The organism is Paenibacillus sp. p3-SID867 (genome assembly GCF_025142895.1).
In the GTDB taxonomy this organism is placed as follows: domain Bacteria; phylum Bacillota; class Bacilli; order Paenibacillales; family Paenibacillaceae; genus Paenibacillus_AQ.
In genome coordinates this window covers 74,129-94,506 of sequence record NZ_JAMBDM010000005.1, presented here as the reverse complement: position 1 = coordinate 94,506, position 20,378 = coordinate 74,129, and the positions used below count along the sequence as shown (strand labels likewise).

Below are 20,378 nucleotides of genomic sequence, written 5' to 3'. Positions count from 1 at the left end.
AAAAGGGGTAAACACATGAGCAAGATGCTTAAGCCAAAGAGCCTTCTGTTGTTGATGTTCGCGCTGGTCATGGCCTTTACAACAGCATGCTCGTCCGGCGGTGATAATAGCGCGTCGGAAAAAGAGGAAGACAAACCGGCAGAAGAAGTAAAATTGACTCAGGATCAGCCGGGATGGGAAGTCGATACCTCCCCGATTACGTTTGATTGGTACATCAACTTCGCCTGGTTCCCGAACAAATGGGGCGAGGACATTACGTCGCAATACGTAACGAAGAAGACGGGGGTTAACGTCAACTTCATCGTACCGGCTGGGAACGAAGTCGAGAAGATGAATACGATGATTGCTTCCGGCACACTGCCTGATTTTATTACGCTGGGATGGTATGAAGACGCTGTCAAAAAAATGATCGAAGGCGACCTCGTTCTGCCGCTGAACGAATTGGCCGACCAATACGATCCGTATTTCTATAAAGTAACCGACCCTGCGAAGGTGTCGTGGTACACCAAGGATGACGGCAATATTTACGGTTATCCGAATGCCTCCTCTTCACCGAAGGACTATGAGAAGTTTGGCGATAACATTACCTCCAACCAAACGTTCTTGGTCCGCAAAGACATGTATGAGGCGCTCGGAAGCCCGGATATGCGCACTCCGGAAGGTTTCCTGAAAGCGCTTGAGGACGCCAAGAAAATGTTCCCGGACGTGAACGGACAGCCGCTCATTCCGTTCGGATTGCATGATTTCCATGAAAAAGGAAACAGCTCCCTCGAGGGCTACCTGCAGAACTTCCTTGCCATTCCGCAGGATAAAGACGGAAAGCTGTACGACCGCAGCACCGATCCGGAATATGTAAGATGGTTGAAGACGTTCCGTATGGCGAATGAAAAAGGTTTGATGTCCAAGGATATTTTCGTGGATAAACGTCCGCAGATGGAAGAAAAAATCGCACAGGGCCGCTATTTCGCGATGCTGTACCAACGCAGCGATATGGCGAACCAGCAGAACGCATTGTATGCAAACGATCCGAACTCGGTCTACATTGCAGTGGACGGACCGGCTAACTCCAACCTGGATCAGCCGACCTTGTCGGGTCCTTCGATCTCCGGCTGGACGGTAACCCTCATCTCCAAAAACGTAAAAGACAAAGCGCGCGCCATTCGCTTCCTGGATTACCTGATCTCCGAAGAAGGCCAGCGTGATACTTACCTCGGCGAAAAAGGCGTGACATGGGACACGATTGACGGCAAAGATCAATTCCTGCCCGAGGTAGCGGAGCTGCTGAACAGCGACCGCGGGGCATTCGATAAGAAGTATGGAGCATCCCATACCTTCTGGATGATGATGGATAACAACGTTACGCAGCCTTGGATGCCTGCTGCCGTCGAGCCGTTTAAGCAGATGGAAGACTGGACTCGCGGCAAGACCCAGAGCTTCTCGCAATTCGATCAGTTGGATCCGGATGCAAGCTCCGAGGAAGGCATCATTAACGACAAGGTAATGAACGAGTGGGGTAAAATCCTGCCGAAGCTGATCTTTGCTAAAACGGATGCCGAGTTCGATCAAATTTGGAACGATTACCAAGCGAAGCGTGAATCCCTCGGTTTCGCGAAAGTTCAGGAATTCAGACAGAAAGAATACGAAGAGAACGTCAAGAAGCTTGAGGAATTCCTGAAGTAAGGATGATCCGCTCAGGCGGATGAACAGAATAAGGACTTAAGGTACCCTATTATCGATATTGTCGAAATAGGGTGCCTTTTGTCGCATCACGAGCTAATATAGGAGGGTATCCGATCGGCTGATGGCGCCTTTTCATACTGGGCTCGGCTGCGGTCATTCATAGAAAACGGGATGTGACAGTCATGATGACACGAATAAGATCGCTTATTCAATCGTTTACTTATTGGTTTGGCCGCAGGTCGATGCAGAGTCGTTTGGTTGCTGCCTATATCTTGATTTTGCTGGTTCCGAGCATTATCGTGTCTAATTATTTTTTTAAGCAGATTCGGGATACCTACATCAGCGATGCGCTCAACCAGAACTCGTTCCTGTTGGAAATTGAGAAGATGAACATGCTGAATCAGATTGAGGCGATTGAAATGGCCGCACAGCTGGCGATTTCGGACGACGGGATCAAGGATTATCTTCGGATCAATGAAGAACCCGAGGTGGCGTGGCTGATCGATTTGGCTCGGGGGCCCTTCAAGGACATCCAGCGGATCCAAACCAACAATCCGAATATTACTCACCTTCGGTTATACACAAACAACGCAAACGTGACGGAAATGTGGCCAATTATTTTTCAGGAGAAACGGATCGCAAGCGAGCCGTGGTTCCCCAAAGTCAAGGAGTTGGACGGCGGGGAGATGTGGTTATTCAACCACCGCGATCCCGATATTCTGCAGCGCTACGCTGCCGACGTGTCCGAGGAGCTGCCGAAGGTGTCCTTGATTCGCCAAGTCCATAGCGGGGATTACAGCAGCGTAATCCAGGTGGATATGCTGCTCAAGTACTTTGCTCCGAAGACCTTTGCCGGTATCGTGGATAACAGCTCGCAGATGGTTATCGTCGATCAGGAAGGGCAGTTGTTCATGGACCGAAGCCAATCATTCATGAACAGTCACGAGGGACTCCGAGGCGAGGTGGAGCTTCAGTTCGCTAAGCTGAAGCAGGAGGCGGGCGACTCCGAGAAGACCATACATGCCAGGTTTAGCCTGGACGGATCGTCGTTCCTGCTGATTGCTACCCCGATGGAGCGGCTTCATGCCCATGTGCTGAATGTCGTTTCCCTGGAAGGGGCGCTGAATAACGTATCCAAGGCCCAGGGGCAGATTATAGCGGCGAACATTGTATTGATTTTTCTGCTGTCGATCATTACGTATTACCTAAATTCCATTATTCTGAAGAGCCTGCGCCGTTTAACGGAGACGATGAAGAGAGTCCGCAAGGGAGAAGTTACCGCAGCCATTACGATTCAGGGAGGCGGCGAGGTTGGTGAACTGGCGCATCATTTTAACAAATTGATCCGCACCATCAATGAACTGATTGCCCAGGGCGTACGCAAGCAAGCGGTGACCAAGGAAGCGGAGCTGCGAACGCTGCACAGCCAGATTGACTCTCATTTCCTGTACAATACGCTTGAAAATATTAAGATGCTGGCCGAAATCGAGGGGCAGCGGACGATTTCGGATGCGTTGACCTCACTTGGCGGGATGATGCGCTACAACTTCAAGTGGTCGGGGGAGTACGTTAAATTGAAGGATGAAATTCGCCATATCCGCAATTACATTGATGTCATGAATATCCGGTTTGACGAGCCGATCCGGCTTGAACTCAATATTCCGTCCGAATTCATGGAGCTCGAGGTATTAAAAATGTCGCTGCAGCCCATCGTGGAAAACGCCGTTAAGCATGCCTGGCCCGAGTTCCCGGATCAGGAGAAGCGGATCAAGATCGATGCCATTGCATGGGAAGAGGATCGGATCACGATTAACGTTACCGATAACGGCATCGGGATGGAGCCTTATCGACTGGGCAGGCTGGGCGAGATTCTTCGAATGGCGGACAACGAGGAACTCCCTTCCGTAGATTACGGGCGGGGCGGCGTGCAGGCTGGAGGAATCGGACTTCGGAATGTGCACCAGCGAATCCAGTTGTTCTACGGGAATGAATATGGAATCGAAGTGAAGAGCGAAGAGGGGAAGTTCACGCAGGTGACCATGACCTTCCCTAAGGTTCTGTTAACAGGAGGAGGCAGTGGACATGAGAAGTCTGATGATCGTGGATGATGAGAAGAATATCCGGTATGGACTGAAAACGATGATTGAGCGGGAATTCCCGGATCAGTACGAGATCCGCCTGGCTGCCCAGGGGCAGGAAGCGCTGGATTCTTACCGCGAAGTGCCGGCCGATATCGTCATTACAGACATCCGGATGCCGGTCATGGACGGGATACGCCTGATTGAGGCACTTGCTGAACTGGAAGGAACATTGGGGGTTAAACCCGTCGTTCTGATTCTGAGCGGATATGACGATTTTGAATATGCCAAGGCGGCGATCCGCTATCAGGTAAAGGAGTATCTGCTTAAGCCGATTCGACGGGATGAACTGTTCGCTGCCCTCCGAAAGACAGAAGAAGTTTTGATCCGGCAAGCGGAAGTGCACAACCGGGTTGCCGCCAGCGAGGTATATCTTCAGCAGTTGCAGACCCATCGGCTGAAGGAGCTGCTGGAGCTGCCTCAAGGGCTGGATATGGGAGCTGCCGCGAACGAAATCGGGTTTGATTCGTTTGTGAAGCCATTCCGGGTAGCGGTGATGAAATACAAGTACGAAGACGGCAATGCCATGAACAAGGATGAGCTGAAGCAATTGATTGATAACATGAGGGCTTCAGTGGAAGGGCGGATCAACGCTTGTTTTCTGGACAGCAAGGGGAGGGTCGTGCTCATCGGCAGTCCGGACGGACAATTCGAGGAGCTGGCACGGCAGTTTGCCGAGCGGGAGATGGACGGGCTCTTTGTGGGCATTAGCCGGGAAGGCTTCCGGGTCGAAGACATCCGGAGCTGTTACATTCAGGCGCTGACCGCGCTGAGCTATACGTTCATTCATCCCAACGTCAAGCTGATGAGCCATGATGATATTCAGGGAGAGCTGCGCACATATCCGGTGCCGGAAGAGAGTATCCGGAAGCTGGGCAACATGCTCGGCACGGAGCGGGAGCGGGAGATCAAGGCGCTGCTGCTGGATATTTTTCATATCGAGGATATGCCGCATGTGGCCATCGATTATTTGGAACATGTCAGCAAGCGGATTAATGAGCAGGTGCTGGATGAGGTGTTCCGCGTGTACGGGGAATCCATGGTGGAAGTGTTGAAGCTGTACCGAAAGGTGGGGACAATGGACAATTACCGTCATTTTCACACCTATTTCAGAAATTTGGAGCATCTGCTGCTGCACGTGAATGAATATGTTAAAGGGATTCGTTCCGCCCACAGTGAGCATTCGGAGATTAAGGCAGCGGTAAGTTACATGGAGGAGAATTACCACAGGCCGTTGAACATGGCGATGGTCAGCAATTATGTGTCTTTGAATTATTCTTATTTCAGTGAAGCGTTTAAGGCCCATACGGGGGAGAACTTTGTGGTATATCTTAAGAAGCTGCGGATTACGAAGGCCAAGGAACTGCTTCAGGACGGTGCCATAAAGCTTGCGGACATAGGCAAAGCGGTTGGCTTCGAGAACACCAAGCAATTCTCGCGTGTCTTCAAGGAGCTGGAAGGGATCTCGCCGCATGAATACCGGATCAAGGTACAAACAGGTCCGGGACTGCAGCAGGAGTAGGTAATGCAAATGCGGTGAGGAGGAGACAACTGAATCCGATTGTCATATAAGAGGGGAGAACCTTGGCCGCAAGCGGCAGGGTTCTCCCCTCTTATATGAACGGGGGGATTTTACATCCGATCCCGTTTTCCCGGTTGACACTATTATTCACTAGTAAGCGTTGAACCTGTTTCTAGTAAGGTTTTCAATCCCGACAGTACGATCGGCAAGCCTAACTTGAGTGTGTTCGCCGTATGTTTGGCCTCATCAAACTCATCATGGATAACCGTTACAAGGGTTACACCGCTAAGCTCCGCATGGGGATCAATTTCCCACGTAATGCGTGAGAGACTCTCGCCGGCCGTATCTTCGTTTATTAACATCCTCCAACTCAGAACCAGCTTATGCGGAGGGTTTATGTTTAGAATGGTCCCTTCTGCTTGAACCTTGCCTTGGGGGTTCTTAAGTTCGAAAGGAGAGCCGATTTCCCAGTTGGATTGGATAGAGCAGTTGTACCAGAACTTTGATGTTTTGGCCGGATCGGTAATGGCGCGCCATACTTGCTCGGGTGCTGCTTTAATGGCAATTTGGTTTACATGTCGAGGTTTTTGTTCCATATTCGGTTCACGCTCCAATTCATTTTTAAGGGATGACAATTCCATGGCCCAGGGCTCAGCGTATTTGCTGACCCACCGGTCGTATATTTGACGGATCGGTACGGAGTTCAGATAATGCAGCTTCTCCCTGCCGACCTTTCTCGTTGTGATAAGGCCGGCTTCCTCCAGTATATGAAGATGTTTCATGACACCGAATCGGGTCATCTCCAGGGGAACACAAAGTTCGCTTAAACTTTGCCCATCTGATGTATACAGCAGATCCAAGAGTGTGCGTCGGCTGGGATCCGCCAGTGCTTTAAAAATTTCATTTTCCAATCGTGACATCTCCTTCTTAACAGCATGCTAAGAAAATCCAAATGGCTATTTACATGTGACTAAATGGTTATGTGTTATAAACGTGACAGTATAGTCACATATTATCATACAACGAATCGTTTGTCAGCTTACGGCATTTGAATGGACGAATGGGGAGGTATATCGAGAATTTCTGGAATCGGAGTCTGGATAGCACCGATATGTGGCGCCGAATTCGAGACAGCTAAAGATTCGGCACGATCCAGTCCTATTGACTGGGTCGTTTATTTTGCTCACCGAAAAAAAGACACCGGGTCGGCTTTCCAGGGACATGCCTGGAATTCGCGATCGGGTGTCTTCTTATATGCAGGATTATGTAATCCCTATGATATTATTTATTGAGCTGCGGTCTCTAATGTGGACAGCGTCATTTCCATTTTGCGGGTGATTTCTTTCTGCCATTTCACGTCTCCAAGCTGGATCGCGAGGTTCAGCAGGTCCAGATAATCATCCATTTGCAGAGAACAGCGGCGGGAAGTCGTTTTCATAAGTCAATCGGCTCTCCTTTATATATAAACTCTACAAGCGAAAAGCGTGTAAACCTGAGTATAAATACATTCTCAACACATTCTCACTTGTCCGGTAATGATAATCATTATCATGTGGTTAATTCTCATTATAAAGGCTTCCCGCCCAGGTTGCAAGCCGCTTTCTTGGATTTTGCGTAAAAATGAATTAATTCATGAAGAATCGCTGCCTGTATTTACGCGGCGAGATCCCTTCCTGCTTCGTGAAGCAGGAGGTAAAGTATGCTGCATGATTGAAACCGACTTCCTCCGCGACCCGGCTGATGCTGAAGTCCGTCTGCATGAGGAGCATTTTGGCCTGCTCGATCCGATAGCGCTGCAAATATTCAACTGGCGAGCAGCCGAATTCCTTCTGCATGCAGCGTGCAATATAGACAGGGTGGAAGTTGATGCGGTCGCCCAGCTCCTGCACCTTGAACTCTTCCCGATAATGCTTCCGCAGATAGGCTGCGGCCCGCTCGGCGCAAGCGGAGGAAGGAGAGGACACCGGTGTATCCAATGCGGCGGCCAGCTGCTCGATGAGCTCTTGGAACACCACCTGCTGCCGCCACAGAAATTTAGCCTGGTGACCGTACTGAACCAGCGAAGACATGGTAGCCAGAAGCTCCAGAGCCTTTTCCGGTTGAGGCAGGGTGCCGAATTGGGGGATGTTGACGGAAAAATAGTTCGGCGTCATCGCCTTTAACTCCGGAGCCTCTTCTCTTCTGGGCGCTTGGCAGGCCTCGTCCGCATGCCAATTCCCGGAGGTTTGGAAATGAAGCCAGTAATAATCGGTCTCCTCCGTGCATCCCTTCGTGCCGAAATGATGCGTATCGGGACGCAGGATGAGGAACATGCCGGGTTTGATTTCATAAGGAATGCCGTTCTCCGTGACATGGAGCTGCCCCTTCATGACCACGAGCAGGTCAAAGATGCCAATGTTTTTGCGGTTAGGATGTCCGCTGTGAACAGGAGCGCGGGTAAGCCCGCTATTGATGTATTCCGGCAGCGGCGGAACGGTAAAATTCAGGATCGTCATAAGAAAGCCCTTTCGTGATTCGCGAGGTTTGAATTTTGATAGTTTTCGTTCGGAAAATGATATTATAACTCCAGTATACCATCTATAATTTGAGAAGGTTAAAGACCGTTTCATCATGAATTGTGTTTAACCCTTACATCATGGGTGGAGGTTGGAATGTTGGATAAAAACACAAACAAATTTACATTATGGGTTCTCGCATGGCCCATATTTATCGAGCTGTTCCTGCAGTTTTTGCTGGGAGCGGTGGATACATTGATGGTCAGCCGGATTTCCGACGATGCGGTGGCTGTGGTTGGCTTCTCCAATCAGCTGTTTCAGGCGATGACGACGCTGTTCATGACGGTTGCCAGCGGTGCCGGCATTCTCATTGCCCAGAAGATCGGTTCGCATCGAACGGGAGACGCTCGAACGATCGGCATCATGGCGGTGAGTGCCACCACGATCATCGGATTGGTGTGCAGCGTGATATTGTTTGCGATGCCGGAGGCTATCGCTTCGATCCTCCAGCTGCCGGAGCATCTGCTTCCGCTAGCCGGAACGTATATTTCCATTGTCGGCGGCGGGATGGTGCTGATTGCCATGATGGCTACGATGAGCACCGTCATCCGGAATACCGGCAACACGCGTGCGCCGATGTATGTAGCGATCGGAATGAATATCATTCACGTTATTATGAACTATGGGTTTATTTTCGGCGCTTTCGGGTTCCCGCAGTGGGGACTTACCGGCGTTGCGATCTCGACGGTGGTCAGCCGGCTGCTCGCTGTGCTCTTACTGCTGTATATATTCCTTCGTTCATTTGAATACCGGATCAAATGGAAGGAATTCCGCGTGTTCAACCGTCCGCTGTTCGGTGAAATTCTGAGGATCGGATGGCCGCTCGGCATCAATATGTCCTGCTGGGTGTTCACGCAGCTGATCATCTATTCCTTCATTGCAACGCTGGGCGCTGCCGAGCTGGCAGCACGTACGTATATGAATACCCTGGAATCCTTCTGTTTCTTGCTGGGCTCATCGATCGCGATGGCTGCCCAGATTCAGATCGCGCATCTGTTCGGCGCGGGCCGGATCAAGGAGGCTTATCGGAGCGCGTACCGCGCCCTGGGCATCGGGGCTGTTTACGTTGTCGTCAATGCCTTCCTTCTGTATGTGTTTGGGAAGCAGCTGCTGGGGCTGTTTACGGACGATAAGACAATCATTGCGATCGGAGCATCGCTCCTGGGCATGAATCTGATTCTTCAGCCTGGCAAAATGCTCAACATGGCGCTCGGCAACTCGCTTAATGCCGTCGGAGACACGAGGTTTACGATGTACATTTCCCTGGGCTCGATGTGGCTGGTCGCCACCGTGCTCTCTTATGTACTCGGCATTCACATGGGGTGGGGGCTTATCGGCATATACTCCTGCATGATTGCCGACGAGTATTTGCGGGGGGTGCTGTCCTTCTTCCGCTGGCGCGGGCAAAAACACCTGCGGAAGGCAGAGCGAGTCGAGCCGGTGAATCATCAGGGGACGTCAATGGAGCCGGTGCCGGCGCAAGCGTAATGATGGGTTATGATATGAAAAAGGATACTTCGGCCGTGGGGCATCGGGGTATCCTTTTTTTGCCATACTAAAAAATAATGCATTCGAAAACTTTTTAACCGCATGACGGGGTATTGTAAGTGATTGGCCAAGTGAAAGGAGGAAAGCGCGGTTTGGTACACGACCTTATACAACGACTAAAGACGGAATACAGTGACGAATTGTTCGAAGAACTTTACCGGTTATACGCGGATCGGGCGATTCGAACGGCTACTGCGGTAACCGGAAGTCCGGCAAGCGCTGCCGACGTGGTCCAGGAAACGTTCATCCGGGTATACCGTAACCTCGGTGCCTATGATGGAAGCAAACCCTTTGACCCGTGGTTCAACCGGATTCTCTATAACGAATGCAATCGGTATTTGAAGAAACATGCGAGAGTGGTGCCTTCCGAGATATCGGAGGAGAGGGATCTTCCCTCGAAAACCGACACCTACGATTTTGACCGGCATGGCGAGGTATATGAGATGGTGCAGCGGCTGGATGACCAGCACCGGATTCCCGTTATCTTGAAATATTTGAATGATGTTGCCGAGAAGGATATCGCGGACATGATGGAGCTGAACGTCAACACGGTGAAGTCCAGATTGTTCAAAGCTCGAAAGAAGTTGAAGGAATGGATGCTGCAGAATAGGGGAGGGAATCAGCATGGGACGTGATCCATGGGATCAAGAGATTACAGACGGACTGAAAAAGGGTACGGATGACGCGATGCGACATAAAGACGAGATTTGGTTGGCGATTAAGGAGCGGATTCATAGCGAGCAAGACCGGCGGCCTGCGGAATCGGAGACTCCCTTCGCGCCGCGGGAATCGAAAGGGCGCCGCCGTTCGGGACGCAGAACTGCCGGATGGATTGCGGCAACCGCCGCTGCGGCAGCCATCGTACTGACCGTCAGCTTTCAGACGGCACCGGTTCAGGCGTTCCTTGATCATGTGAAGGAATGGTTTGCTCCCCAGAAAACGGTCGAGCAGGAGCTTGAAGGCGCGCCGGAAACCAGCGTGGATCAGCTGCATGAGGGTGCCGATTACGTGATTTATATTGATGAGAGCCGGTTTAAAATGATTCATGAATCGGGCGTGGACCGCATTGAATTGAAGGAGAAGCCGACGGATGACCGCTATCCGGAAGTGTTCATGGAAATTTCGCAGGAGGGCGTCGATCCCAAGACGACAGCGGAGCGGATCCAGACGGAGCTGCAAGAATATCCGAAGGTTGAATCGAATCCCGTGGATGAACCGATTCAAGGCTGGGAAGTGCGTGCCGTTGGTGGAACCGGCGGTAAAGAGTGGGATGACCCGGTGATACGATATTATGTGTTCGATAACGGGCAGGGCGGCAGCTTTGTTGTGAAGCAGCAGTATTTCCTGGAGGCCTCCGAAGGCTTCGGCGCACGCTTCCATAACATGATGAAGGAATTCCACATTACGACGAATACCCATGCTGAGTCTGACATCGAATAGGATTTTCAGTTTATTGCATTTAATGAGGACGCTCGATAGCGGACTCCTACTCGATCGATAACACAACAGACGTATACAGGGATAGCCCAATCGCATGATGAGGGGCTATCCTTTTTTATGTTCAAAGATTTAAAGATTGGGTTAGAAACGCTAAGTATATAGTTTTGTGTAATATTATGTAACATTAGTGAAGTCTATTAAATATAATAACACTTCCTATTACTAGATTATATTATTTTTAATTCGTTAAAAAAGGCTAATAATGCAGTTATATTTCTGTATTTCTTCAATTGTAAACGCTTTTCCTATAATATGTTCGGTTTGTTATATTAAATAACATTAAATAGAATAACTCTAACGAATACATATTTATATGTTATATATTATAACATAAAGGGAGAGTGCCATGATGAAACCAAAGTCAAAACGTCCTTTAGCGGTCTGGAGTACCGCTGCATTCACCGCTTTTGTTATTTCTTTATCACCTGTTGCAACCAATGCGGCACATGCTGCTTCGGTGACGGAAGTGAAAGGAACGGTTAGTACGTCTGCGCCCGTACAGACCCCTGCAACGCCGGGAAGGAATACGACGGTACCTCCTCTATCGGAAGCTTCCAAACAATCGACAAGGCCGAACGTGCTGGTCATTGCTACCGGAGGGACTTTAGCAGGGCAATCGACGGATGCCACCAGCTTTCAATCCTACCGGGCGGGTACGTTGAAGATTGAGGACATGGTCGGTGAGCTTCCCAATACGGACAAGATTGCGGATATCAGCACGCTCCAGTTCGGCAATTCGGGATCAAGCGCGTATACCATGGCGGATCTGTATGATTTGTCCCTGACGGTGGACCATGCGCTTAAGGTCTATGACAGTGTCGTTGTAACGACGGGGACGGATACGATGGAAGAGATTGCGTACTTCCTTGATCTGACGGTACAAAGCGACAAGCCTGTAGTCATTACCGGCTCCATGCGGCCTTGGACGGTGATCGGTTCCGATGCGCAGGCGAATCTGTACAATGCCATCAAACTGGCTGGAAGCGGCCGCACGGAATCCTTCGGCACGGTGCTAATGCTGAATGATACGATTCATCTTGCGCGCGGCGTAACCAAGACCAATGATTACCGAACCGACACGTTTGAGACGCCAATGCTGGGCGCAGTCGGATATATCGATGATGAGAATATTCGGATATACCGTGCCCCCCTCCGTGCGATGAAGGCGGAAGGTGAAGGCAAACCGGTATTTGATCTGAGCAGAATCACAAAAGAGGACCTGGCGAAGGTTGAAATTGCAATCTCTTATCAGGAAGCCGGCGGTGGTGCGATTAAAGGCTTTGTGGCAGACGGAGCTAAAGGCATCGTCACTTCCGGCACCGGTGCAGGCGGCATCTCGAGAGAGATGAGCGCGGCTCGCAAGGAAGCCATCGAGAAGGGGGTGGTTTTCGTAACAACGACCCGTACAGGCTCCGGCAGCGTATACGGCGGAGGTGAGGGCATCATTTCAGGCGACAATCTGAGTCCTCAACAAGCGCGCGTACTGCTGCTGCTCTCCCTGTCCTTTACGGATGATTTCAATACCATTAAGGGTTGGTTCGCGACCTACGGAACACCTGAAGTGTAATCTCAGACTCAGTCATTTTTTAGCTGCTCATTATTCCTACTGAACCATGTAATTCCTTCCACCAATATATATTGCCGCCAGGGTTGCCTGGCGGTCTTTTTTTGACGGTGTATATTTCGTCTAATCAAAAAGCCATCCCCATGTAAGCTGCTCATAGAGCAAGTTGACACGGGGATGGTTTTTTGATTTATTTTATTTTTCGATATGCTCCACAAACCAGCGGATAATATGACTTAAGCGTTTCACCCGCAGATGCGGGTGGCCGCTTCGGGACAAGTTGTGATCGGCACCAGGGAAACGGATGAACTGAGCTTCCCGGCCAAGTCGCTTCAAGGCAATAAACAGCTGTTCTCCCTGTTCGATCGGGCAGCGGAGATCCTGTTCTCCGTGAAGGATGAGAAGCGGCGTATGGATGTCCTTCACGTAAGCGAGCGGGGAATGTTTCCACAGCTTCTCCAGATCGTCCCATGGATTGCCCCAGATCTGATCCTGCGTAAAGGTGTAGCCGATATCGCTGACGCCGTAGAAGGAGATCCAGTTCGATATCGAGCGCTGGGTTACCGCTGCCTGGAACCGGTCGGTATGACCGATGATCCAGTTGGTCATGAAGCCGCCGTAGCTGCCGCCGGTTACGCCAAGACGGGAGGCATCGACATACGTGTAGGTATCCAGAACATAATTTACAGCTTCCATCAGATCCTGGTAATCCCGTCCGCCGTAATCCCCTCTAACGGTATTAACGTGTACTTGACCGTATCCGTGGCCACCCCGAGGGTTGGTGTAGAATACCGCATAACCGGCTGCAGCCAGCAGCTGGAACTCATGCATGAACGTATGCCCGTACATGGCTTGCGGACCGCCGTGAATTTCAAGCACAGCTGGAACTTTCGTGCCTTCCGTGAAGCCGGCAGGCTTCATGATCCACCCTTGAATCGGCCAGCCGTCCGACGTCCGAAACGTAAAGGACTCCGGCGTGCTTAACGTAAGCTCGCTCCACAGCTCCTCGTTGCAGTTCGTCAGACGTTTCTCCTCGTTCTTAGCGATAGAGAAGCTGAACAGATCACCGGGCTGCAGCGGGTCGGCCGCAGCAAACACTACGTTCTCTTCCGGTGTCAGAGCGAATTGGTACACTTCGCGTTCACCCGATACCACCAGCTCGTAGGATGAACCGTCCAGGGCAAATCGTCCAATATGGACGCCGCCATCCTGGCTGAGCTGGATGTACACGGATTGACCGTCCTTACTGAACAGCGGAGGTGTTCCGGCTCCGGCTCTCATGTCGCTGACCGCGGCGTGCCCCAGCTGAATATCCATGTCCGTGAAGAGCACGCGGGATTCTCCGCCCGAGAGCGGGACCAGGTGGATTTTGGTCAGCGTAGCGAAACCGCAGCTGAGATCGCTGGCAAGCATGAGCATATACTGACCGTCCGGGGTGAACGCAATGGAGCCGATCGAGAGAGTTCCATCCGTCAATTCGGTTACGGATCCGCTGGCGAGGTCCATGACGAATACATCGCCCGTCAAACGAAGATCCGGATCCGGGAATTGCTCCGTGGCAAGGCTGCTGCTGTATGCGATACGGGTACCGTCCGGTGACCAGGCGAAGGCATGTATATCAAAATCTCCTTCTGTGATTTGCTTGCATTCTTCCGTTGCCGGGTTCACTAGATATAGATGATGTCGACGTTCATTCCACAATCCGGCGCCATCGGCTTTATATTTAATGCGATTAATTATTTTTTCCTCAGGCAGCTTGTTTTTACCGTCTTTGTCTGACTCTTCGCTTTCAGTAGACTCCCCCGCGTCCACCTCGCTTCTAACAAGCAGGCGTGTGCTGTCCGGTGACCATTTAAAGGCGCTGACTCCGTGCTTCAAGTTGGTAACCGGTCTTGCTTCCCCTCCGTTGGCAGGCATGATCCATACCTGTGGCTTATCGCCCTTTTTGCGCAAGAAAGCAAGCTCCGACCCGTCCGGGGACCAAGCGGGTGCGGCATCCGCTTCGCCGGACGTGAAGGGAACATCCTGGTCTCCTTCTGCAGGAAGCAACCGGATATGGGAACGGTAACCGTCGAACTTTTCGCTGACGGATTTATGTACATAAGCTATGGCTCCGCTAGCTGGAGATACGACAGGGTCATTCACCCAGTGCATCCGGTACAAATCCTCTGGCGTTATGAGTCGCTTATCAGTCATGAATCATCCTCCTAATCTTCTTGTATGAGTTAAACATCATTATCCCAGATAATGGCATGGAAATCTAGAAGAAAATGAGAGGGGAAATGCGAACGTTTCGTACCAAATGCTAGTAAAATAGAGGGGGAATTACAATAATTATAGGGTGTAATACGGAGGTTGTAGAACTGAAAACAGCCCATTAATTTTCAACTGGTCAATTTAGAAGCGATACGGTGCGCTTTTTGTTATAATTGAGACAGACTCTCAATTAGGAGTATGTAAAATAAAACCAACTATATATAGCTCAGGAGGAAATCAGAATGAACGTAAGTGAAGCGATCCGAACGCGCCGCAGCCTTGGCAAGGTCAAGCCTGATGCCGTACCGCAGGAATGGATTGAACAAATCGTAGAAGCAGGAACCTGGGCGCCGAACCACAAGCTCACGGAGCCATGGAAATTTTTTGTCATGCAAGGAGAGGGCCGTGATGTGCTCGGCAACGCGCTTGGTGACATTCAGGCGGCAGGCGGCGATGATACGAGTGAAGAGGCTGTAAATGCAGCACGCGAGTCGGGACGTACGAAGGCATACCGGGCTCCGGTTGTCATCGGTGTGGCGGTTGAACCGTCCACGGATCCCAAGGTGATTGAACTTGAAGAGTACGGAGCGGTATTTGCCGCCATTCAAAATATGCTCCTGCAAATTCATGAGCTTGGTCTGGGTGCCGTGTGGAGAACTGGCGAGCCGTGTTTCCATACGCTGATGAACCAAGCGTTCGGATTGAAGCCTGAAGATAAAATGCTGGGTTTCCTGTACATCGGATATCCGGATATGGAACCTAAGCAGGGGAAACGTCAACCGGCAGCGAACAAAACGGTATGGCTCAATAGTGCTGCAGACCTGTAGTTGATCTACCCTCCGCCGCAAAAATCCGGTATAATGAACCCTAAGTTTGCCTAAAGGGTGTTACGGCACCCGGGCGATTGACACTAGGGGAGTGTACGTGGATGAAATTTCGGTTCAAGCAGTGGGATCTGGGGAGTAAGTTGATTTTTATAGCCACCTGTTTAGCGATAGCTTCTTTCTTTTTTAAATGGCTGGATATCGGCGTGGCTGCAGAGAATGGTTTCTTGCAGGGCGGCGTGTTTTTCATCGTATGTTTCATCTATCCATTTTTGAAAGTGGTTCGCGAGAAGAAGATGAACAAGATCATAGCATACGCCTTTGCGCTGGTCGCTATTTTTTTGACAATGATGTACGTGTCATCCAAGACCGTAGATTTTTTTGGAGAGACGATAAGAGGGGCGGCGGCGGGGCCGTATCTGTTCTTGGCGTCATGCGGACTGCTGAGCTTCGGTATTTTTAGCCGCAAGTACTAGTCTCGCAGCGCAGTCTTTTGCATAAGAGTGATAGGAATGAAGGGCCGAACCCGGAGGTGGCATACCTCCGAGAGGCCCTTTTTCTATATGAGATGGATCACCACTGGGTGAGAAGGACAAAGCCGCTGATGGACACCGCGTAAATGATTAACAGCACCACAGCGTACTTTTTGGCACGGATGTTCAAGTTGAAGGCGGCGGTGAGTCCGTTATTGATTAAATTACCGATGTATAGAATGAGTATGAGCGCGAGTGCGGTGATCGCAACGATGAGCGTAACGGTTTCCATAGGTTTGTGAATCCTCCTGTTTAAGCTGCTAATGTTGTATCAGATATAACCATTGTAACGGACGAAGTTTAAACCCCGGTTAAATGTAGTTAAAAAAATGAAGGCAGCCCTGGCAAGTGGTGTTAACGTTGAGCGGGATACTGGGGTTTTGATATACTGGAGAAAGCGGCTTTACAACCGCTGCATTACATAATAGGAGGGATTTCAGAATGGCCAATCAAACTTTTACCGATGGACCTACTTTGAATGATGGCGTAAAAATGCCGTGGCTGGGTCTTGGCGTATGGAAGACCAAAGAAGGCGAAGAGGTTATTCAGTCCGTAAAATCAGCAATCGCTGCAGGGTACCGCAGCATTGATACTGCTGCCATCTACGGCAATGAAGAGGGCGTAGGGCAAGCCATTCGCGAATCCGGAGTTTCGCGGGACGAGCTGTTCATCACCACCAAAGTGTGGAACGATGACCAGGGGTATGAGAAGACGCTGCAAGCTTTTGAGACGAGCCGCAAGAAGCTCGGGCTGGATATTGTTGATTTGTATCTCGTGCACTGGCCGGGAAAAGATAAATACCTCGACACGTGGAAGGCATTGATTCACTTGCAAAAAGAAGGACTTGTTCGTTCCATCGGCGTCAGCAACTTCCAGATCCGCCACCTGCAGCATATCATCGAGGACACAGGTGTTGTACCGGTTGTGAACCAAGTCGAATTGCATCCGCTGCTCTCCCAGAAGGAGCTGCTGGGATTTGCACGCGAGAACCAGATCGTCCTGGAGGCGTGGAGTCCGTTGATGCAGGGCAATCTGGATCAACCGGTCCTCGCGCAGATTGCGGAGAAATACGGAAAAACCACGGCGCAAGTCATACTGCGCTGGGATATTCAGAACGGCGTCATCGTCATTCCGAAATCGGTGAAGGAGCATCGCATCCGCGAAAATGCCGACATCTTCGATTTCGAGCTTTCGGCGGAGGATATGGCAGCCATTGACGGCTTGAACCAAAACAAACGTTTTGGCTCCAATCCGGATGAATTCCTGTTCTAAATTTTGCATTTATATAAAAAGAGCGAGCCCAACCCGGAATGAGGGAAGTGCTCGCTCTTTTTGCGTCAATTAATAGAATGGAGAGGCCTCTTACAGTTACTGTTCTTCTTCGGGTCCATCCTCCGGAAACAACGGTTCGCCGATCATGCCGAGTTTTCCCTGCACTAGGTCTTCGTTCAATCTTTTTAACCAGTTCAGGTCGGTCTTGGCATGTTCGTACATCCCGATCATCAAGTGCTGGGTGCTGCGCGGTACGATATGCTGGTGTTCCACGTATAATTGATATGCCTGGTTCACCCGATGCTCTGCCTCCCGGATACGGGACTGCAAGATCGGGGCCAGAACGGCCGGATCCGCGTGTCGCGAGAAGGGTAGGGCAATATAGAGCGGGTGGTGTACGGGCTCGATGTCCCTGAATTTCTTGAGCAGCAGCTGCTCAAAAAGCTTGCGTCCGGCATCCGTGATCCGATAGATGGTTTTGTCCGGGCGGCTATCGCTCTGTATGGTTTCCACTGCCTCGATGTATCCGTCCTCGGCAAGCCGGTCTACCGCGTAATAAAGAGAGCCCATCTGGAGCTTCGTATATTGATCCATGCCGCGATCCTTCATTTTGATCCGGATCTCGTACGGATGATGGTCTCCTTCCAGCAGCAAGCCCAGGATGGCCAGCTTCATCGACATGCCATCAGGCTCCCTTGGCCTTGGCAGGTACGGTCACTCGTTCGTTGCCCATCATCAGCACGAACACGAGAGCCAGCACCGCAGGCACAAGCGCCCACAAGAACGTATTCGAAATGGAATCCGCCAAGGAAGCCGTGATCTGTTCACGTACGTTCGGCGGGAGTTGGCCCATCAATTCAGGTGAAAGCACAGCATCTGCATTTAACTCGGCACCGGCCGGCGCGTTTCCTCCGGCTTCCGCGAGTCGGCTGTTGAGGCCGTTGCGCTGGATAATCCCGAAGATCGTAATCCCCACCGTCATGCCGAAGGAGCGAAGGAAGGAGTTCGTTGATGTGGCCGCGCCGCGCTGTCTGGCATCAAAGTTATGGATGGAGGCCATGCTGAGCGTGGAGAACGAGAATCCGACGCCAAAGCCGGTCAGGATCATGAAGACCGTCAACAGGTAGCGCGGCGTATCCGGGCTTATCGTGCTCAGGCAGAAAATGCCTGCAATAAAGCACAGGACGGACAGAATCATAATGTTTCTAAACGAAGTCCGGGTCGTCAGCATACCACCGCCTTGGCTGCCGACTACGCTGCCGAGCATCATCGGCATCAGAATGAGGCCCGAATTGGTTGCAGATCCACCGTACACTCCGCTAACAAAGATCGGGATGTAGATGGTTGCCACGATAAAGGTTGCTCCATAGAACAAGGCAACGATATTGCTGGAAGCAAACAGGCGTTTACGGAACATTTGAAACGAAATAATGGGTTCAGCTGCCCGGGTCTCTGCCAATAGAAACACAATAAACAGAGCAATGAATCCCCCGAACAAGCCCAGAATTTGCGGTGAATCCCATGCATAGGTTTGCCCGCCCAGTTCCAGACCGAACATCAGGCAGATGATCGCGCCTACAAGCGTTGCGGCCCCCGTCCAGTCAATCTTTTGTTTGGCATGAGAACGGGACTCCTTGTAGGAAGTCATGATGAAGATAAAGGATACGATACCGATCGGGACGTTGACATAAAATATCCATTCCCAGCCGATGCTGTCGGTAATAAAAGCGCCCAGCAGCGGTCCCATAATGCTGGAGGTGCCGAATACGGCACCGAGCAAACCCGTCATTTTTCCGCGCTTCTCCGGCGGGAACAGGTCGAACACGATGGTAAACGCAATCGGCATAAGAGCACCGCCGCCGATTCCTTGAATCGCCCGGTAAATAATAAGCTCTGTCATGTTGTTCGCCATTCCGCAAAGGGCGGAACCGATCAGAAAGACAACCAACCCGAATATAAAGAACCGCTTCCGTCCATACATATCGGATAACTTACCGAAGATCGGCGTGCCGGCCATAACGGCAACCATGTAAATCGAGGTTACCCAGACGACTTGGTCGAAGCCCTGAAGATCGCGGATAATCGTCGATAAGGCAGTGGCTACAATCGTATTATCGATGGCGGCCATGAAGATGCCGAGCAGCAGACCGGCCACGACCAATTTGATGTTGCTTTGTTGTGCATTCATGTTAAGGATACTCCTTTTCCATATTCAACTATGTACATATTATTCAAATTTGAATAATTCGGTGGTTATATTGTAGCCGGATTAACAGATGTTGGCAAGATGTTTAATGGCACGGCCTTTCTCTACATTCTGCACAAGAAAAAACAAGGCCAACCCTGATTTACGGGATGACCTTGCGATAGTAAGGAGACAGTTGCCGGAATACCTTCGCGTTAAGACGCGCTGGCAGCTGTGCCAGTTAGGACCTAACAGTTCATTTGCGGCGATTTGGGATCCAGCTGCATGAATTCGATCCGGTTGCCGTCCGGGTCCCTCGCCCAGCACTGCCAGTTGAAGTCTTTTCCTTGAACCGGCTGGACGTCCAGCTTCACGCCCTGATTGCGGAGATGCTCCGCGATGTGCTCGATGTCTTCCACCTCAAGGCAGAGATGGGAGAATCCGACGGGCCGATTTACATGCCCCGGTTTATTTTGCCCGCCGTAAAACAACTCGATAAATTGTCCCTCGCATACCTTAATGTACTCGATCCACGGCTCGCCCTGGTCGTTAGGGATATCGAAAGCACGGGTGAAACCTAGCACATCGCAGTAAAAATGCAGGGACTTCTCCATATCGGCTACATCAAACGCCAGATGGGCAATTCCTTTAATCATGACGGCATTCCTCCTCGGTATGTATCAAAGCATGAGATAAGATGATTTCTTAAGTCCATTGTAACGCATTCTGTATACGCTTCCATATTTATATGTAAAATCGGGAAATTAAAACAATGGAGAAAAAAAAGGACCGCCCGATACG

18 protein-coding genes are annotated in these 20,378 nt (G+C 50.8%); 10 read left to right on the top strand and 8 right to left on the bottom strand.

What is annotated here, in order from left to right; all coding sequences use genetic code 11:
• The first annotated feature begins 15 nt into the window (after window positions 1-15).
• The 3 genes from M4D81_RS12190 (at window position 16) to M4D81_RS12180 (ending at window position 5,340) form a co-directional block, all read left to right on the top strand.
• Complete coding sequence (locus M4D81_RS12190) at window positions 16-1,680, top strand: extracellular solute-binding protein (protein ID WP_216532740.1); 1,665 nt, start codon at window positions 16-18, stop codon at window positions 1,678-1,680.
• A 182-nt stretch (window positions 1,681-1,862) separates the two neighbouring features.
• Complete coding sequence (locus tag M4D81_RS12185; protein ID WP_260066515.1) at window positions 1,863-3,788, top strand: cache domain-containing sensor histidine kinase; 1,926 nt, start codon at window positions 1,863-1,865, stop codon at window positions 3,786-3,788.
• A complete protein-coding gene (locus M4D81_RS12180) occupies window positions 3,763-5,340 on the top strand; it encodes a response regulator (protein WP_260066513.1) in 1,578 nt (525 codons plus the stop codon). Before M4D81_RS12185 ends, M4D81_RS12180 begins: the two co-directional genes overlap by 26 nt.
• A gap of 143 nt (window positions 5,341-5,483) precedes the next feature.
• Here the strand turns inward: M4D81_RS12180 and M4D81_RS12175 are convergent, their stop codons facing one another.
• The 3 genes from M4D81_RS12175 to M4D81_RS12165 all read right to left on the bottom strand — a co-directional run bounded on the left by M4D81_RS12175 (window position 5,484) and on the right by M4D81_RS12165 (window position 7,835).
• Window positions 5,484-6,251 (bottom strand): ArsR/SmtB family transcription factor, encoded by a 768-nt coding sequence (locus M4D81_RS12175; RefSeq protein WP_260066511.1) that lies wholly within the window; start codon window positions 6,249-6,251, stop codon window positions 5,484-5,486.
• A 374-nt stretch (window positions 6,252-6,625) separates the two neighbouring features.
• Window positions 6,626-6,778, bottom strand: coding sequence for a hypothetical protein (locus tag M4D81_RS12170; RefSeq protein WP_009591875.1), 153 nt, complete (start codon window positions 6,776-6,778; stop codon window positions 6,626-6,628).
• Window positions 6,779-6,965: 187 nt separating this feature from the next.
• Window positions 6,966-7,835, bottom strand: coding sequence for an AraC family transcriptional regulator (locus M4D81_RS12165; RefSeq protein ID WP_194540680.1), 870 nt, complete (start codon window positions 7,833-7,835; stop codon window positions 6,966-6,968).
• A 156-nt stretch (window positions 7,836-7,991) separates the two neighbouring features.
• On the opposite strand from M4D81_RS12165, the gene M4D81_RS12160 reads away from it, so the two are divergent.
• From M4D81_RS12160 to M4D81_RS12145, 4 genes are all read left to right on the top strand, one after another.
• The gene (locus M4D81_RS12160; protein ID WP_260066508.1) at window positions 7,992-9,383 is read left to right on the top strand and encodes an MATE family efflux transporter; all 1,392 of its coding nucleotides are present in this window, start codon (window positions 7,992-7,994) and stop codon (window positions 9,381-9,383) included.
• A gap of 152 nt (window positions 9,384-9,535) precedes the next feature.
• A complete protein-coding gene (locus tag M4D81_RS12155; protein WP_071222223.1) occupies window positions 9,536-10,078 on the top strand; it encodes an RNA polymerase sigma factor in 543 nt (180 codons plus the stop codon).
• Window positions 10,068-10,883 carry a hypothetical protein gene (locus tag M4D81_RS12150; RefSeq protein WP_260066506.1) on the top strand — a complete coding sequence of 272 codons (816 nt, stop codon included), beginning with the start codon at window positions 10,068-10,070 and terminating at the stop codon, window positions 10,881-10,883. The genes M4D81_RS12155 and M4D81_RS12150 overlap by 11 nt, the downstream gene beginning before the upstream one ends.
• Before the next feature lie 406 nt (window positions 10,884-11,289).
• The gene (locus M4D81_RS12145; RefSeq protein ID WP_260066505.1) at window positions 11,290-12,510 is read left to right on the top strand and encodes an asparaginase; all 1,221 of its coding nucleotides are present in this window, start codon (window positions 11,290-11,292) and stop codon (window positions 12,508-12,510) included.
• Between the two features lie 192 nt (window positions 12,511-12,702).
• Here the strand turns inward: M4D81_RS12145 and M4D81_RS12140 are convergent, their stop codons facing one another.
• Window positions 12,703-14,703, bottom strand: a complete 2,001-nt coding sequence (locus M4D81_RS12140) for a S9 family peptidase (protein ID WP_260066504.1) — start codon at window positions 14,701-14,703, stop codon at window positions 12,703-12,705.
• Window positions 14,704-15,005: 302 nt separating this feature from the next.
• Here M4D81_RS12140 and M4D81_RS12135 point away from each other — a divergent pair, with 302 nt between their 5' ends.
• Window positions 15,006-15,590 carry a nitroreductase family protein gene (locus tag M4D81_RS12135; protein WP_071222219.1) on the top strand — a complete coding sequence of 195 codons (585 nt, stop codon included), beginning with the start codon at window positions 15,006-15,008 and terminating at the stop codon, window positions 15,588-15,590.
• Between the two features lie 101 nt (window positions 15,591-15,691).
• Window positions 15,692-16,063, top strand: coding sequence for a hypothetical protein (locus M4D81_RS12130; protein WP_071222218.1), 372 nt, complete (start codon window positions 15,692-15,694; stop codon window positions 16,061-16,063).
• 97 nt (window positions 16,064-16,160) lie between these two features.
• On the opposite strand, the gene M4D81_RS12125 is transcribed toward M4D81_RS12130, so the two are convergent.
• Complete coding sequence (locus tag M4D81_RS12125; RefSeq protein WP_260066501.1) at window positions 16,161-16,352, bottom strand: hypothetical protein; 192 nt, start codon at window positions 16,350-16,352, stop codon at window positions 16,161-16,163.
• Between the two features lie 209 nt (window positions 16,353-16,561).
• Between M4D81_RS12125 and M4D81_RS12120 the strand changes: the two genes are divergently transcribed.
• Window positions 16,562-17,392, top strand: coding sequence for an aldo/keto reductase (locus tag M4D81_RS12120; RefSeq protein WP_260066499.1), 831 nt, complete (start codon window positions 16,562-16,564; stop codon window positions 17,390-17,392).
• Window positions 17,393-17,488: 96 nt separating this feature from the next.
• Here M4D81_RS12120 and M4D81_RS12115 read toward each other — a convergent pair whose 3' ends face one another.
• The 3 genes from M4D81_RS12115 to M4D81_RS12105 all read right to left on the bottom strand — a co-directional run bounded on the left by M4D81_RS12115 (window position 17,489) and on the right by M4D81_RS12105 (window position 20,233).
• On the bottom strand, window positions 17,489-18,073 hold the full coding sequence (locus tag M4D81_RS12115) for a PadR family transcriptional regulator (RefSeq protein WP_260066498.1): 585 nt from the start codon (window positions 18,071-18,073) through the stop codon (window positions 17,489-17,491).
• Window positions 18,074-18,077: 4 nt separating this feature from the next.
• Window positions 18,078-19,580: an MDR family MFS transporter gene (locus tag M4D81_RS12110; protein ID WP_260066497.1), complete on the bottom strand. Its 1,503-nt coding sequence runs from the start codon at window positions 19,578-19,580 to the stop codon at window positions 18,078-18,080.
• A gap of 245 nt (window positions 19,581-19,825) precedes the next feature.
• On the bottom strand, window positions 19,826-20,233 hold the full coding sequence (locus tag M4D81_RS12105; RefSeq protein ID WP_071222213.1) for a VOC family protein: 408 nt from the start codon (window positions 20,231-20,233) through the stop codon (window positions 19,826-19,828).
• Window positions 20,234-20,378 lie beyond the last annotated feature (145 nt).

What these genes read in the sequence shown, in the direction of transcription:
- M4D81_RS12140 (WP_260066504.1), bottom strand. Translation starts at nt 14,703, where the DNA reads ATGACTGATAAGCGACTCATAACGCCAGAGGATTTGTACCGGATGCAC.
- M4D81_RS12110 (WP_260066497.1), bottom strand. Translation starts at nt 19,580, where the DNA reads ATGAATGCACAACAAAGCAACATCAAATTGGTCGTGGCCGGTCTGCTG.
- M4D81_RS12180 (WP_260066513.1), top strand. Translation starts at nt 3,763, where the DNA reads ATGAGAAGTCTGATGATCGTGGATGATGAGAAGAATATCCGGTATGGA.
- M4D81_RS12105 (WP_071222213.1), bottom strand. Translation starts at nt 20,233, where the DNA reads ATGATTAAAGGAATTGCCCATCTGGCGTTTGATGTAGCCGATATGGAG.
- M4D81_RS12190 (WP_216532740.1), top strand. Translation starts at nt 16, where the DNA reads ATGAGCAAGATGCTTAAGCCAAAGAGCCTTCTGTTGTTGATGTTCGCG.
- M4D81_RS12130 (WP_071222218.1), top strand. Translation starts at nt 15,692, where the DNA reads ATGAAATTTCGGTTCAAGCAGTGGGATCTGGGGAGTAAGTTGATTTTT.
- M4D81_RS12145 (WP_260066505.1), top strand. Translation starts at nt 11,290, where the DNA reads ATGATGAAACCAAAGTCAAAACGTCCTTTAGCGGTCTGGAGTACCGCT.
- M4D81_RS12160 (WP_260066508.1), top strand. Translation starts at nt 7,992, where the DNA reads ATGTTGGATAAAAACACAAACAAATTTACATTATGGGTTCTCGCATGG.
- M4D81_RS12170 (WP_009591875.1), bottom strand. Translation starts at nt 6,778, where the DNA reads ATGAAAACGACTTCCCGCCGCTGTTCTCTGCAAATGGATGATTATCTG.
- M4D81_RS12120 (WP_260066499.1), top strand. Translation starts at nt 16,562, where the DNA reads ATGGCCAATCAAACTTTTACCGATGGACCTACTTTGAATGATGGCGTA.
- M4D81_RS12125 (WP_260066501.1), bottom strand. Translation starts at nt 16,352, where the DNA reads ATGGAAACCGTTACGCTCATCGTTGCGATCACCGCACTCGCGCTCATA.
- M4D81_RS12135 (WP_071222219.1), top strand. Translation starts at nt 15,006, where the DNA reads ATGAACGTAAGTGAAGCGATCCGAACGCGCCGCAGCCTTGGCAAGGTC.
- M4D81_RS12185 (WP_260066515.1), top strand. Translation starts at nt 1,863, where the DNA reads ATGATGACACGAATAAGATCGCTTATTCAATCGTTTACTTATTGGTTT.
- M4D81_RS12150 (WP_260066506.1), top strand. Translation starts at nt 10,068, where the DNA reads ATGGGACGTGATCCATGGGATCAAGAGATTACAGACGGACTGAAAAAG.
- M4D81_RS12165 (WP_194540680.1), bottom strand. Translation starts at nt 7,835, where the DNA reads ATGACGATCCTGAATTTTACCGTTCCGCCGCTGCCGGAATACATCAAT.
- M4D81_RS12115 (WP_260066498.1), bottom strand. Translation starts at nt 18,073, where the DNA reads ATGTCGATGAAGCTGGCCATCCTGGGCTTGCTGCTGGAAGGAGACCAT.